Origin of the sequence: Uliginosibacterium silvisoli (assembly GCF_036017035.1) — a bacterium.
Taxonomy (GTDB): Bacteria; Pseudomonadota; Gammaproteobacteria; order Burkholderiales; family Rhodocyclaceae; genus Viridibacterium; species Viridibacterium silvisoli.
Map to the genome: position 1 here is coordinate 1,657,621 of NZ_JAYXHS010000001.1, position 14,192 is coordinate 1,671,812.

Consider the following 14,192-nt stretch of genomic DNA (forward strand, 5'->3'; position numbering starts at 1 on the left):
GTGGCCTTTTTGTTTTCAGTGCGGGCTTAGACGCGCTGGTGGCGCGTGCCGTTCTTGAGCGTCGGGTGGCGGGTGTGGAAGTCTATCCACACGACGTCGGCAGGGTTCTCGGCATGCTGGCGTTCATCAGCCGAACGTGCAGCGACGAACAAACGGCCGAGCATCACCTGGCGCCAGGCTTCGCCACCACCTTCGCCGTCGTACAGGGCATAGAACTCGGTCTTGTCGAGTTGCGCCGCCTGCAGCAGCGGAATGGCTTCGCGTGGTGGCAGTGCGACCACGGCGGCAAGTGTCAGGCGGTTGTAAACCTGGGTATCCAGCGCGGCGTAGAAAGCACGCGTCTGGCGTTCATTGAATGAGTGGTAGTGCTGGAACCAGCCGTCACGCTGCGTCAGCAGATGGTCGGTCTCCGGTTTCGACAGCCAGTACAGATTCCAGGCTTGAGTATCGCCGTGCTCCTGCATGATGCGGAACACGCAGCGTTGCGCGCCGGGGATGAGGTAGTGCTCCGGGGTCTGCGGGGCGTACATCGCGATGCCGTTCCAGGTCGTCATACTCATATCCGCTGGTTGTCGGCGCGAAATGCGCCATACATGTGTCTCTTATCGGACGTTCAGGCTTGGAGCTTGAGTCATGAAAAGCGGCGCTGCGGGAATTTTGCCTCTTTGGGCCGTTTGTCGGAAACACCCCTGTTTCAGGCACGCTACGTGCGCGGATGGATGCGTACGCTTTGTTGCGTTGCGGCAGGAGAGGCCTTGTCGCAGTGGCCACAGCCGCTGTTGCAGCCGTCGGTTTTTTTGCTGTTGCCATTGTCATGACAGCTGCTGCCGGCGGATTTGCCGGTAAGGCGTTGCCACAATGTCGGCGCAAGCTTGCGCAGTGCGGCGAGCGCTGCCAGCAGCACTATCAGGCCGACGATCAGTGGTTCCAATGCTGCGTAGAGCTGCGGACTCATGACAGCAATCCGCCGATATGGAAGGCGATGAAGGCCGCGATCCATGCCAGCGCAAACAGATACACCAGCGAGATTCCCACCATGCGCCACGAGCCGGTTTCACGACGGATGACGGCCAGCGTGGACAGGCATTGCGGCGCATAGATGTACCAGGCGAGCAAGGCCAGGCCGGTGCCGAGCGACCATTGCGCAGCAATCAATGGGGCGAGTTGCGAGGCGGCCGCATCCTGTCCGCCGCCGATGGCATACACGGTGGCAAGCCCGCTGACAGCCACTTCGCGCGCAGCGAGGCCCGGAATGAGCGCCACGCAGATCTGCCAGTTGAATCCTATCGGTGCGAAGAAGACCTGCATGGCGCGACCGATGTGTCCGGCATAGCTGTATTCGATGGCGGTGCCGTGCCAGTCGGCCGGCGGAGCCGGGAAGCTGGCGAGAAACCATAGCAGGATGGAGAGGGCGAGGATGATGCCGCCGACACGCTTGATGAAGATGCTGGCGCGCTCGACAAGGCCGATGAAGATATCGCGCGGATTCGGCAGCCGCCACGATGGCAGCTCCATCAGCAAGGCTGCTTCCGTATGGCCACTCCCGAAGCGTTTGACGATCCAGGCCACGATGAGCGCGGTCAGTATGCCGAGGAGATACAGGCCGAATAGCACCAGCCCCTGCAGGCCGACGTAGCCGAGCACCGTGCGCTCGGGCACGAAGGCGCCGATCAGCAGTGCGTAGACGGGCAGGCGTGCGGAACAGGTCATGAGCGGCGCAACCATGATGGTCAGCAGACGATCGCGCGGATGCTGGATGCTGCGCGTGGCCATGATGCCGGGAATGGCGCAGGCGAAGCTCGACAGTAGCGGGATGAAGGCACGACCGGAGAGGCCGGAGGCGAGCATGGCGCGATCCAGCAGGAAGGCGGCGCGTGGCAGATAGCCCGACTCTTCGAGGCACAGGATGAACAGGAACAGCAGCAGGATCTGCGGCAAGAAGACCAGCACGCTGCCTGTGCCGGCGATGATGCCGTCCACCAGCAGGCTGCGCAGCATGCCGTCGGGCAGGTGCTCGCTGATGAAGCCGCCGGTGGCGCCAATGCCGGTTTCGATGGCGTCCTGGAACGGTCCGGCCCAGCTGAACACCGCCTGGAACATCAGGAACATGACGCTGGCAAGTATCAGCATGCCGACCACGGGATGCAGGACCCAGCGATCGAGCGCGTCATCGATTTCGGCGGTGCGGCGTGGCACGCTGACTGTGGCCGCCAGCAGGTCGCGCACTGCGGCATGCAAGTCGGCTTCCGGCGCCAGGGCGGGAGGTGGTGTAACAGTTTGCCCTTCGAGCGCCGTGAGCAGGCTCTGTGCTCCATCCTTGCGAATGGCAATTGTCTCGATGACGGGCATGCCAAGCCGGCTTTGCAGTTGTTCGCGATCGATGCGGATACCACGGCGCGCAGCGGAATCCATCATGTTCAGCGATACCAGCATCGGCAAGCCGAGTTGCGCCAGTTCAAGCACGAAACGCAGGTGCAGGCGCAGATTGGTGGCATCCACGACGCAGACCAGCAGGTCGGGCCGTTGCTCGCCCGCACGCTGGCCGAGGCAGACATCGCGCGTGATCGCTTCATCGGGGCTGGTGGCGTTGAGGCTGTAAGCGCCGGGCAGATCGAGCACGCGCACGAGGCGTCCGGAGGCGAGTTGCAGCGCGCCTTCCTTGCGCTCGACCGTGACGCCGGCGTAGTTGGCGACTTTCTGGCGCGAGCCGGTGAGACGATTGAAGAGTGCGGTCTTGCCGCAATTGGGATTGCCGACCAGTGCGATATGCAGCGGGGCGGGCAGGGTGGAGCTGACGGCGCTATTCATCTGTTTGAACGACGCTCCGGCTTCAGGCGCTTTGCAGGGAGACGCGCACGCGCGCGGCCTCACTGCGGCGCAGCGCGAAGCGCGTGAAACCGATCTGCACGGCGATGGTGTCCGCGCCGAGCGGACCGAAGGCAAGCACGCTTACTTGTTCGCCGCTGACGAAGCCGATCTCTCGCAGGCGTTGCGCGATGGCATCGCTTGCATGACTGGAGTCAACGGTTTCGACGGTGGCACGCGCACCGCGTTTGAGGAGGGAGAGGTTCATACAGAAATGAGATGCGAATCGTTCTCATTTTTATATACCTGTCGATCCCTGCTGGCAAGCGGCGGCGTTGATCCGCCTCAAGCCATGGCGTGCTTTATCAGAGGCTGAACTTGTTGACGGTGCCCAGCATGTGGCTGGCGATGCCATCCAGGGTACGGGCGGCAGCGGCCGTGGAAACGGTGCTGGTGTTGATTTCCTCTGCGTGCACGGCGATCTGCTCGACCTTGCTGGCTACGTCGGTCGACGCCGCGGACTGCTCGCGCAAACCCACTGCGATGTCAGCGACGAGGTCGGCCACGCGCTTGGCCATGTTGCGTAGCTCATCGACCGTCGAACCGGCGGAGTTGGCGAGTTGCACGCCCTGGTCGACCGAAGCGACGCCGTTGCGGATCTCCGTCACGGCCTCACGTGTCGAGGTCTGGATGCTGTCGATCATCTTGCCGATTTCGGCAGTCGACTGCGAGGTGCGTTCAGCCAGCTTGCGCACTTCGTCTGCCACCACGGCAAAGCCGCGTCCTTGTTCCCCGGCACGTGCGGCTTCGATGGCGGCATTGAGCGCCAGCAGATTCGTTTGATCGGCGATCTCGCGGATCACCACGATGATGTTGGAGATCTGCGCCGATTGGTTTTCGAGTTCGCCAATGCGCCCGGCAGCGGCGCTGACCACGCTGGAGATCTGGTGGATCTCCGCGACCACGCGTTCGATGGTCTGGGCGCCTGCGGCAGCCGTGCGGTCCGCGTCGGAGGCAAGGACGCTGGCGTCGCTGGTGTTGTCCGAGACATGGTTGATCGAGACGGTCAGCTCTTCGATGTTGGCGGCAATCGCCGATGCGGCATTGCTCTGCGTGGTGCTGTTGATCTCCATCTGGCTGACATTGCCGTTGAGCTGGCGTGAGGCTTCGGCCAGCGAGCCGGCTTGCTGCTTGGTCTCTGTGACGGAGGCGCGCAAGGAGTCGCGCATGTGGCGCATGGCGTCAATGAGCCGGCCGATCTCGTCGCCGCCGCTTTCCGGTACGGCCGTGGTCAGGTCGCCATCGGCAATGCGTCGGGTGACGGTGACGGCAGCACCGAGCTGAGACGTAATGCGGCGTGCGAACCACACCGAGAAAGCCACAGCGATAAGACCTGCGACGACGATGGCGACGTAGCTGCCCCAAACTGCGATCGAGGCTTCCTTGGTTGCGCTGGTGGCGCGTTGGGCGGCTTCGTCGCGCTTGTATTTGCTTAGCGCGTCGGTGCTGTCGCGCGCTTCATTTGCGAGTTTGACCCACGTGGTCTTCTGCAGCTTCTTCGCTTCGTCCGCGTGGCCGGCCTTCATCTGCGCAATCGCCTGCTCGACAGCGACGTGGTAAGCGTCGGTCGCCTTGACGATCTGATCGGTGAGTTCCTTGTCCTTGCCGTCGGCGGATAACTTGCGCTGCGTTTCGACTTCCTTGGCGAGGGTGTCATCCAGCTCGGCCAGGGATGTGACGAGCTTGTCCCGTTCGGCATCGGTTTCGGCGAGCATGTACTCCAGGCTGCGGACGCGGTAGCGCAGACGCACCTGCGACAGGCGCGATGCCGAGTCCATCGATTGCACGGAGTCGTCAATGAGGGTCTGGAGGGAGCCGCTGATGGAATTCAGCTTGATGGTGCAGAAGAGGAGCGCCACGAGCAGCGTACCGCTGCCCAACAGGAAATTCAGCCCCAGCTTTGCACGAAAATTCAGTTGATCGAACCACATGGATTGCAACCTCTCAAGAAGTGGGGGCGCACCTGGCAGAAGCCTTGCCTGATCTCCTTTGCGCGCCGCCGCCGGTCCGTCCTGCGAACGCCAGCCATGTTTGCTGGTCACCTTGTCCTTTACGGCAGGGGGCTACGCAAATTGAATTTATTACCGGAATTTCGACAGCAAGAACGGGGCGGAGGTGTTGCGGCGAGCATGTGAAAAGGCGGCACGGTCGTTGACGGACATGGCTTGTTACGCTTTTTAATCGCAGCGCAGCGCCCGGAAACCGGTAAAATTGCCCGCAAATCTTGCCTCAAGGATGTTTCATGGACTTCGAACACGCCCGTTTCAACATGATCGAGCAGCAGATCCGCCCCTGGGATGTGCTCGACCCGGATGTGCTGAATGCGTTGCGTTCGGTGAAACGCGAGCTCTTCGTGCTGCCCGAGCATCAGGCACTGGCATTCGGTGAGGTACAGCTCCCGATCGGCTGCGGCCAGAGCATGCTGGAGCCCAAGGTCGAGGCCAAGGCGCTGCAGGCGATCGGCGTCAAGTCGGGTGACAGCATTCTCGAAATCGGTACGGGTTCGGGTTACATGGCGGCTCTGCTGGCGGTGCGCGGCGAGTGGGTGCGTAGTGTCGAGATCGAGCCGCAGCTGGTGCGCTTCGCGGTCGACAACCTCGCGCGCAACGAGATCGACAACGTGATCGTCGAAGAAGGTGATGGTCTGGCGGGTCTGCCAGCCCGCGCGCCGTATGACGTAATCATGGTCTCGGGCGCCGTTCGCGAGATTTCGCAAGCCTGGCTCGATCAGCTCAAGACCGGTGGCCGCCTGTTCGCATTCGTGGGCACTGCGCCGGTCATGAAGGGGCAGCTCGTCCAGAATCTGGGCGACGGCCAGTTCCGCAGCAGCACGGTTTTCGAGACGCTTGTGCCGTACCTGCGCACGGCGCAAGCGCCAAGCTTTGCTTTCTGACGGCAAGGGTATTTCAATGCTCGAACAGATCAGTGCAACCGACCTCGCGGCCTGGCTCAAGGACGGGAGCCGTGCCAGACCTTTCCTGCTTGACGTGCGCGAGCCTCACGAGTTTGCCCATTGCGCGATAGAGGGGGCTGTTTCGATGCCGATGGGAACTATTCCCGGGCGCACGGACGAGCTCGATGCCGGGCGCGACATCGTGTGCATCTGTCATCACGGCATGCGCAGCCAGCAGGTGGCCATGTTCCTGGGGACGCGCGGTTTTGACCGCATCTTCAATCTCTCCGGCGGCATACATGCCTGGTCCGAGCAGGTTGATCCGACGGTGCCGACTTATTGACGGTGGCATCGTCAGCAGTTTGTGTAATGCGTGTTGTGAGTAGTCATACGAAACCAATATCCGGAGAACGGGAATACATGAAACGCATCGCCTATCTTGTTCTGGTCGCTTGCTCGGCCATGAATGCACATGCTGCCAATCTGCTGGATATCTACCGTGATGCGCTGGTCAGTGATTCGCAATTCAACAGCGCGCGTGCGCAGCTGGAGAGCGGCAAGGAGAAGGGGCCGCAAGGTACGGCCAACATCCTGCCTGTGCTGAACATGACGGGCGCATCGTCCTACACGAGAACCGATGTCGAGCTGGTGTCCAATCCGGTCAACTTCGGTTTCAACACCAACTCCTATCAAGTACAGCTGACGCAACCCTTGTTTCGCTGGCAGAACTGGGTGAGCTACAAGCAGGGTGATCTGCAGGTCGGGTTGGCACAGGCACAGTTCCAGACCGCACGTAACGATCTGGCTTTGCGCGCGGCGCAGACCTATTTCGACGTGCTGTATGCGGAAGAAGTGCTGGCTTCGGTGCAGGCCCTGAAGTCGGCTGCCGATCAGCAGCTGCAGCTGTCGAAGAAGAGTTTCCAGGTCGGCACTGTCACCATTACTGACGTGAATGAAGCGCAATCCAAATACGACCTTGCGTCAGCACAGGAGATCGCTGCGCAGAGCGACCTGATCGTCAAGCGCGAGGCCTTGAGCCTGCTTTCCGGCAAGCCGCCACAAACGCTGGCGCGTCTGCGCCCAGGCGTGCAGATTACGGCACCGATTCCTGCCTCGATGGAAGACTGGGTGGGCTCGGCGGAGAAGAACAATCCTGCCGTGCAGGCCCAGCAACTGGCGCTAGAAATCGCCAAGCGCGACGTGGAGAAGGCGCGCGCGGGCCATCTGCCGACCGTCGATATGGTGGCCAGCTACAGCAATGTGCACCTGACCAACACCAACAATGGCAACCCTTCGCTGGTCCGTAACGGCGCCGTGGGCGTGCAACTGCAATTGCCGCTCTATGCCGGCGGTGCGACGCAATCCAAGGTGCGCGAAAGCCTCGCGTTGTCGACCAAGGCCGAGTCCGATCTCGAGACGCAACGCCGCACTGCTGTGCAGGCGGCACGCCAGGCCTTCGTGGGCGTGACCAGTGGTATCGCCCAGGTGCGTGGTTATGAAGCCGCAGTGTTGTCGAGCAAGAGCGCTGTCGATTCCAACAAGCTGGGTTACGAAGTCGGTGTGCGTATCAATATCGACGTGCTCAACGCGCAGAGCTCGCTGGCCGATACGCAGCAGAAACTCGCCAAGGCGCGTTACGACACTCTGATTGCGCAGCTCAAGCTCAAGGCCGCGACAGGCACCATCGAAGCCGAAGACATGGCGCAGATCAATGCTTTGCTGGTGCCCTGAGTTTTGTCAGGTTGCGGGATGAAAAAGGGCGCGTGAGCGCCCTTTTTGTTTGCTCAGGCAGTGCCCGGCAGCAGTTGGCGCACGAGCTGCATGAGGCGAGCACTTGCACCACCGTGCTGCTTGCAGAAGGCGAGGCCGGCCTGACCCATTGCTTCGCGACGTGTGGTGTTGGCAAGCAGGGCGAGGGCTGCGGCGATACCGCCGGCGGCATCGGCACAGCGCAGAGCTGCGCCGGCTTCGATGGCCTTCTCGGCGGCCTCGGTGAAATTGAAGCTGGAAGGGCCAATCATCACAGGCACGCCTGCGGCACAGGACTCGATCAGGTTCTGGCTGCCGAAGGGCAGCCAGCTGCCGCCGATCAAAGAGACGTCCGCCATGGCGTAATAGGCCGCCATCTCGCCCATGCTGTCACCGAGCCAGACGCGCGTATGCGCCGCAATCGGGGCATTGTCACTACGGCGTTGCAGGCTCAGGCCACTGCGCTGCGCCAGTGCGGCTACGTCGTCGAAGCGTTGTGGGTGGCGCGGTACCAGCACCAGCAAGACTTCCGCAGGCGCCTGGCGCGCGAATGCTTCGAACAGCAGCGCCTCCTCGCCTTCGCGTGTGCTGGTCGCGATCATGACTGGGCGCTGACCGGCGAGTTGCCGGAAGCTCGCCCCCAGCGCCTGCAGTGCCGGGGAAATCTCGACGTCATACTTGATGTTGCCGGTGACGCTCACCGAGCCTTGACCAGCGGGCCCCGCGAGCTGGCACAAGCGCTCGGCATCTGCCGCGCTTTGCGCAGCGATCAGCCTGAAGGCGGCAAATGCCTCGCGGGCGAGCCCGCCGAGGCGCGCGTAGCCCTTTGCTGAACGTGCGGACAAACGCGCGTTGGCGAGCAACATCGGCACGTCAGCCACTTGCGCTTGGCGCATCAGGTTGGGCCATACCTCGGTTTCCATGATGATGCCGCAGGCCGGGCGCACGCTGCGCAGGAAGCGTCGGGCCAGCCAGGGCAGATCGTAGGGGAGCCAGGCCTGCTGGATGCGCGACTCCTTGCCAAACAACTCCTTCCCTGTCGCGCGACCTGTGGGGGTCATGTGCGTGACGAGAATGCGGTGCTCAGGGTATGTGCTGAGAAGCGTCTTGATCAGCGGCTGCGCAGCACGCGTCTCGCCGACGGAGACGGCGTGTAGCCAGATGCAGGGGCCGGCTGGCGGCGTGACGCGACCGAAACGTTCGCCGAGATGCGCCAGGTATTCCGGTTGGCGACGTGCACGCCATAGCAGGCGCCCGAGCACCAGCGGCATGCCGCAAAACCACAGCAGGGAATAGAGCGCGCGCTTCATGCTTGCTGGCGCGCACGCGCCGCCAGATGCGGGGCCAGTGCATGCATGACTGCGGCCGGTTCCGGTATCTGGCCGATGCCGCCCAGGTTCATCGTGCGCGGGCCGCCGTGCACGCCCGTCAGTGCGGGATCAGTCGACACGGCAATGGCGACTATGGGGCGGTCGAGAGCTGCAGCGAGATGGCTCAGGCCGGTGTCCACGCCAACGACGGCCTGCGCGGCCTGCATCAGGCTGGCCAGTTCGGTGAGGCGTGAAGGCGGGGCAACGAGGGCGTGCGGGATAGCCGCTGCGATGCGCTCGGCGCGCGTGCGCTCAGCGGGATTGCCGGCGGGTAGCACGCAGCTCAGGCCTTGTTCGCGCAGTGCGTGCCCCAGTGCAATCCAGTGTGCTTCCGGCCACAGCTTGTCGTCGCGGCTGGTGGCGGTGAGTAGCACGGCAAATGGCGAATCCTGCAGGCCGGCGGTGGCCCATGCCGGCAACGCGTCGGGCGCATGAATGCCGTAACGCAGCGGTAAATCCTGCGCGTATTCGCAGGCGGCAGCGGCCAGCCAGCGGTTGCGCTCGACTGCGTGTGCATTGCGCGGAATGACGTAGTGGCAGTCGTAGGCGAGCGCAGCCAGTGGTTCGCGTGCGACCTCGCGCGCGTAGCCGCAACGCAGGCCCTGCGCGACGCGGCTGATCAAGGCGCTCTTGGCGAGGCCTTGGGTGTCGATGATGAAGTCATAGTAGTTTTCACGTAGCACGGCGGACGCACTGCGCATTTCCCGCCAGGTTGCGGCCTGGCCGAGCTGCTTGCGCCAGCGCCGGATCGCGACGGGAATGACCTTATGTACTTCGGGATGCAGGCGCGGAATTTCCGCAAAGCTCTCTTCCACCACCCAGTCGATGGTGGCTTGCGGCCAGATCCGCCGCAGGTCGCTGACCACGGGCAGGTTATGGATCACATCGCCCATGGACGAAGTTTTGACCAACAGAACTGATCGCATGCGGGCTTATGCCGTGCTGGCGTAGAATGGCGGGCCGCCGATTATATCGCCCGATCCCGCCCCGACCATGGCCGCTGCCCGCCAAGCCCTTTCCGCAGTACTGATCACGCTCAATTGCGCGCACAGCCTGCGCGCGACTTTGGAGTCGCTGACTTTCTGCGAGGAAATCGTGGTGGTGGACTCGGGCAGCACAGACGGCACGCGCGAACTGGCGGAGAGCTTGGGTGCCCGCGTCATCACCGAAGCCTGGCGTGGCTTTGGGCCGCAGAAGCAGTTCGCCATCGACCAGGCGCAGCATGACTGGGTGCTGTGCGTTGATTCCGACGAAATCGTTTCCGACGCGTTGCGCCGGAGTATCGAATCCGAACTCGCCGCGCCGGCCTACAAGGTCTACGAATTTCCGCGCTGCAATCGCTTCCTCGGCCGCTATTTGCGCCACGGCGAAGGCTATCCGGATCTTTCTTTGCGATTGTTCAATCGCCAGCACGCACGTTGGTCAGACGACGTGGTGCACGAAAAGGTCATCACGCTCGACGTGGTCGGGCGGCTCAAGGGTGACTTGCTGCATCACTCCGAAGAAAACATCGAGTCGTACCTGGCCAAGCAGAATCGCTACACCACGCTGGCTGCCGAGGCCATGCTGGCCGAGGGGACGGAGGTTTCCTTTACGAAGCTTTTCCTGAGTCCGGGCTTTCGCTTCATAAAATTTTACCTGTTGCGTGGTGGCTGGCTCGATGGTTTGCCGGGCCTGATCCATATACTGATCGGCTGCTTCAACAGTTTCGCGAAGTACGCCAAGCACTTCGAGCGGGTGGGGCGGGGTTAGTCCGGGACCCAGCCATGCAGGTATGGCGCGACTCCTGCCAGGCCAAGGCCTGAGGGGGAAAAGCCTGCCGATGAACTCATAACATCGTGGCGGTCCGCCATTATCGCGGCGGACTCGTGAAAGGTCATTTCATGAAAATTCTGGTAACAGGCGCGGCCGGTTTCATCGGCATGCATACATCCCTGGTGTTGCTTCAGCGCGGCGATGAGGTTGTCGGGCTCGACAATCTGAATGACTACTACGACCCGCAGTTGAAGCTGGACCGTTTGGCGCAGCTCCAGGCTTTCAGCAACTTCCGCTTCATCAAACTCGATCTGGCAGATCGTGACGGCATGACGCGATTGTTCGCCGAAGAGAAATTCGAGCGCGTCGTGCATCTGGCGGCCCAGGCCGGCGTGCGCTATTCGCTGCAGAATCCGCATGCCTACGTGGATTCGAATCTCGTCGGTTTCGTGAACGTCCTCGAGGGCTGTCGCCACAACGCCGTACAGCACCTTGTCTATGCGTCGAGCTCCAGCGTCTATGGTGGCAACGAGAAGACGCCTTTCTCCGAAGCGGATCCTGTGGATCACCCGGTTAGCCTCTATGCGGCGACCAAGAAGGCCAACGAATTGATGGCCCACACCTACAGTCATCTCTACGACATTCCCACCACGGGCCTGCGCTTCTTCACGGTGTATGGCCCATGGGGGCGGCCGGACATGGCGCCCTGGTTGTTCACCAGCGCGATCTTCGAAGGACGCCCGATCAAGGTGTTCAATCACGGCAAGATGCTGCGCGACTTCACCTATGTCGATGACATCGTGCAGGGCGTCGTACGCACCCTCGATCGCCCGGCCGAGCCGGATGCGGCCTACGATGGCAAGGCTCCGAATCCCGCCACCAGCCGCGCACCGTTCCGCGTCTTCAACATCGGCAATCAGGATCCCGTGCCGCTGATGGACTTCATTGACGCGATCGAATCGGCGACGGGCAAGATTGCGGAGAAGGACTTCCAGCCCATGCAGCCGGGCGATGTGCCGGTCACCTCGGCGGACGTGTCTGCATTGACGGCGTGGACGGGCTTTGAGCCGGGTACGCCGTTGCGTAGCGGCGTGCAGCGCTTTGTAGCCTGGTACAGAGACTATTTTCGTGTGTAGGCGATCGTTAGCGGGCGATCGGGCCCGGGGTTAGCCGACGTGGCGTCACTCAAGAAAAGCGTCGCGGCCAATATGCTGGGGCAGCTGTATGTGGCTGCTATCGGGATCGTCATGGTGCCCGTGTACGTGCGCCACATGGGCATCGAAGCGTATGGGTTGATCAGCTTCTTCGTGGCGCTGCAGACGTGGTTTGCCTTGCTCGATATGGGGATTTCCCCCACCCTGATCCGCGAGTTGTCGCGCTATCGTGCTGGAGCTGTCAGTCAGGAGGCAGTCTGGCGTTTCATTCGCAGCGCTGAATGGCTGTTCCTGGTCGTGGGGGCAGTGTGTGCCTTGATTCTCGTGCTGGCCAGTAGCTGGATCGCCGGGCATTGGTTGCAGCTGACCGAGATCAGTGTTGCAGAGGCGAGCCGCTGTGTCGCCATGATGGGGGTGATGGTCGGAGGGCGTTGGCTGACCAGCCTTTATCGCAGTGGGCTGATCGGAATGGACAGGCTGCTGACGGTGAATCTCGTGGCGGTGTTGCTTGCGACCCTGCGCTCAGTCCTGGTGGTGGCTGTTCTGTTGTTGATTTCCACGCGGTGTGAAGTTTTTTTCGCGTATCAGGTAGTCATTGCCGTTCTGGAGTTTTCCGTTTGCAGTGTCCTGTTTTATCGTAGCCTGCCGGGCGGCAAGCAGTCGGCGCTGCGCCCTGATCGAAGCGCCTTGCCGGTCTTCCGTTTCGCGGGGGCCATGGCGGGTTTGACGCTGGCATGGGGTGTCATCGGACAGGTTGATCGACTGGTCTTGTCCCACTACCTGGATCTGAGGGCTTACGGCAGTTACGCCGTTGCCTTGGTTGCTGCGAGCGGAGTGACCTTGCTGAGTACTCCGTTGATTCAGGCTTTGCAGCCGCGTCTCGTGTTCCTGGCAACCAGTCATGATGAGGGCGCGCTGGCAAATCTGTATCGCAGCGGGACACAAATGCTGATGTGTGTTTTGGGAGTCGTATCGGGCGCCGCCATTTTTCTTGGAGAGCCGTTGCTGTGGGCATGGACGGGCAATCGCACCCTGGCGCATCAAGAGGCGACGATTCTGGCTTTGTATGCCGGAGGAAATGCTTTGTTGGCGATGTCCAGCCTTGTTTTTCAGTTGCAATATGCGCGCGGCGAGATCCGCCGGCATGTGGTCGGCTCCCTGATCTTTTCATTGCTCTGGGTTCCCTCCGTTGTTTTTCTTGCCGTTCATTACGGTGCGACGGGTGCGGCCTGGGCCTGGTTTGTTGGAAACTTGGCGTTCTTCGTCGGCTGGATGCTGGAAACGCAGCGTCGCATGTTGCCGGGCCTGACCGGGTCCTGGCTGCGCGGGGATGTGCTGCGTGGGCCGGCAGCGTGCTTGTCGATCTATGCCCTGCTGGCCTGTCTTGTTGATGCAGAGCATGGCCGGCTGGCAAGTGCCCTTTTTGCTTGCGGAGCTGCGGTATTGGTCGTGCCGATTGGCATATGGGTTAGCCCCAGCTTGCGAGCGCAAGCCGTGGCATATGTTTCAGGGGTGGTTTGCAGGAACAGGAGTGCATGACCGTGGAGCCCGGGATGAAGTACCACGCCAGTATCAATCTTGCAGAGAAGAACAGCTCGCATACGCTGGCCTATGACATGGTTCAGGCGCATGCGAGAGGACGTGCCTTAAGGGTACTGGAAGTAGGTTGCGCGTCCGGCTATTGGGGCGAAGTGCTGAAGGCCGCGGGCCACTCCGTTGTCGGAGTGGAGCCTGACCCGGTCGCTGCAACGGCCGCGCAGACATTATTGGATCAGGTGTTCGTTGGATTCGCGGATGACTATTTCGCCAGTCATCCGGATGAGCGGTTCGATGTGATCAGCTTTGTTGACGTGCTGGAGCACACGGCAAATCCGGAGGTGGTTCTCGACGTGTGCCGTTCGCGTTTGAAGCCAGGCGGTGTGGTGGTTGCCTCGATCCCCAATGTTGCCCATGTGGCAGTGCGTGGCATGTTGCTGGCTGGCAAGTGGGACTATGCAAAAACGGGAATCATGGACAATAGCCATATCCGGTTCTTCACCCGCAACACCATCGTCGAACTGTTCAGTGCAACGGCGTTCAGGATTCTTGATTTCAGGCCGACGACGATGAGAGGAGGGGAGGCGGTACGCCGCTATGGCTTGTATAGCCCCTTCTTGTTCCGAGTCGTGATCGGCCTGCTGGCGCCGGACAGGGAATGGCGCAATTTCCAGTACATTGTCTGTGCGACACCGGCGGAGAGTGGTGACACCTTCCGGGCCAACAACCTGCGCTTTGCCGATCATCCCGGGTTTTTCCAGGCGCTCTTTTTCAAGGCTGATATCTTGCGAAGAACCATCATTCTTGAAATAAAATTGAAGCTGTCACGATTGATATCAAAGTAAGCCGGCACGACGAGAGCAGTCTTGA

14 protein-coding genes are annotated in these 14,192 nt (G+C 61.7%); 7 read left to right on the forward strand and 7 right to left on the reverse strand.

The window, feature by feature from the left end:
- Nucleotides 1-26: 26 nt before the first annotated feature.
- The 5 genes from VVD49_RS07530 to VVD49_RS07550 all read right to left on the reverse strand — a co-directional run bounded on the left by VVD49_RS07530 (nt 27) and on the right by VVD49_RS07550 (nt 4,796).
- Entirely contained in the window at nt 27-560 is a 534-nt protein-coding gene (locus tag VVD49_RS07530) for a hypothetical protein (RefSeq protein ID WP_327598522.1), read from the reverse strand.
- Between the two features lie 143 nt (nt 561-703).
- Nucleotides 704-955: a hypothetical protein gene (locus VVD49_RS07535; protein ID WP_327598523.1), complete on the reverse strand. Its 252-nt coding sequence runs from the start codon at nt 953-955 to the stop codon at nt 704-706.
- On the reverse strand, nt 952-2,808 hold the full coding sequence (gene feoB / locus VVD49_RS07540; RefSeq protein WP_327598524.1) for a ferrous iron transport protein B: 1,857 nt from the start codon (nt 2,806-2,808) through the stop codon (nt 952-954). The genes VVD49_RS07535 and feoB overlap by 4 nt, the downstream gene beginning before the upstream one ends.
- Nucleotides 2,809-2,830: 22 nt before the next feature.
- Nucleotides 2,831-3,073, reverse strand: coding sequence for a FeoA family protein (locus VVD49_RS07545; protein WP_327598525.1), 243 nt, complete (start codon nt 3,071-3,073; stop codon nt 2,831-2,833).
- 97 nt (nt 3,074-3,170) lie between these two features.
- Nucleotides 3,171-4,796 carry a methyl-accepting chemotaxis protein gene (locus VVD49_RS07550; protein WP_327598526.1) on the reverse strand — a complete coding sequence of 542 codons (1,626 nt, stop codon included), beginning with the start codon at nt 4,794-4,796 and terminating at the stop codon, nt 3,171-3,173.
- A gap of 311 nt (nt 4,797-5,107) precedes the next feature.
- Between VVD49_RS07550 and VVD49_RS07555 the strand changes: the two genes are divergently transcribed.
- From VVD49_RS07555 to VVD49_RS07565, 3 genes are all read left to right on the forward strand, one after another.
- Nucleotides 5,108-5,758 (forward strand): protein-L-isoaspartate O-methyltransferase family protein, encoded by a 651-nt coding sequence (locus VVD49_RS07555; protein ID WP_327598527.1) that lies wholly within the window; start codon nt 5,108-5,110, stop codon nt 5,756-5,758.
- A 16-nt stretch (nt 5,759-5,774) separates the two neighbouring features.
- The gene (locus VVD49_RS07560) at nt 5,775-6,101 is read left to right on the forward strand and encodes a rhodanese-like domain-containing protein (RefSeq protein WP_327598528.1); all 327 of its coding nucleotides are present in this window, start codon (nt 5,775-5,777) and stop codon (nt 6,099-6,101) included.
- 77 nt (nt 6,102-6,178) lie between these two features.
- Nucleotides 6,179-7,489: a TolC family outer membrane protein gene (locus VVD49_RS07565; protein WP_327598529.1), complete on the forward strand. Its 1,311-nt coding sequence runs from the start codon at nt 6,179-6,181 to the stop codon at nt 7,487-7,489.
- 53 nt (nt 7,490-7,542) lie between these two features.
- Here the strand turns inward: VVD49_RS07565 and waaA are convergent, their stop codons facing one another.
- Entirely contained in the window at nt 7,543-8,817 is a 1,275-nt protein-coding gene (gene waaA, locus VVD49_RS07570; RefSeq protein WP_327598530.1) for a lipid IV(A) 3-deoxy-D-manno-octulosonic acid transferase, read from the reverse strand.
- Nucleotides 8,814-9,803, reverse strand: a complete 990-nt coding sequence (waaC, locus tag VVD49_RS07575) for a lipopolysaccharide heptosyltransferase I (protein ID WP_327598531.1) — start codon at nt 9,801-9,803, stop codon at nt 8,814-8,816. The genes waaA and waaC overlap by 4 nt, the downstream gene beginning before the upstream one ends.
- Before the next feature lie 67 nt (nt 9,804-9,870).
- Here waaC and VVD49_RS07580 point away from each other — a divergent pair, with 67 nt between their 5' ends.
- The 4 genes from VVD49_RS07580 to VVD49_RS07595 all read left to right on the forward strand — a co-directional run bounded on the left by VVD49_RS07580 (nt 9,871) and on the right by VVD49_RS07595 (nt 14,167).
- A complete protein-coding gene (locus VVD49_RS07580; protein ID WP_327598532.1) occupies nt 9,871-10,629 on the forward strand; it encodes a glycosyltransferase family 2 protein in 759 nt (252 codons plus the stop codon).
- A 131-nt stretch (nt 10,630-10,760) separates the two neighbouring features.
- A complete protein-coding gene (locus tag VVD49_RS07585; RefSeq protein ID WP_327598533.1) occupies nt 10,761-11,768 on the forward strand; it encodes an NAD-dependent epimerase in 1,008 nt (335 codons plus the stop codon).
- Between the two features lie 39 nt (nt 11,769-11,807).
- On the forward strand, nt 11,808-13,325 hold the full coding sequence (locus VVD49_RS07590; protein WP_327598534.1) for a lipopolysaccharide biosynthesis protein: 1,518 nt from the start codon (nt 11,808-11,810) through the stop codon (nt 13,323-13,325).
- Entirely contained in the window at nt 13,322-14,167 is an 846-nt protein-coding gene (locus VVD49_RS07595; RefSeq protein ID WP_327598535.1) for a class I SAM-dependent methyltransferase, read from the forward strand. Before VVD49_RS07590 ends, VVD49_RS07595 begins: the two co-directional genes overlap by 4 nt.
- Nucleotides 14,168-14,192 lie beyond the last annotated feature (25 nt).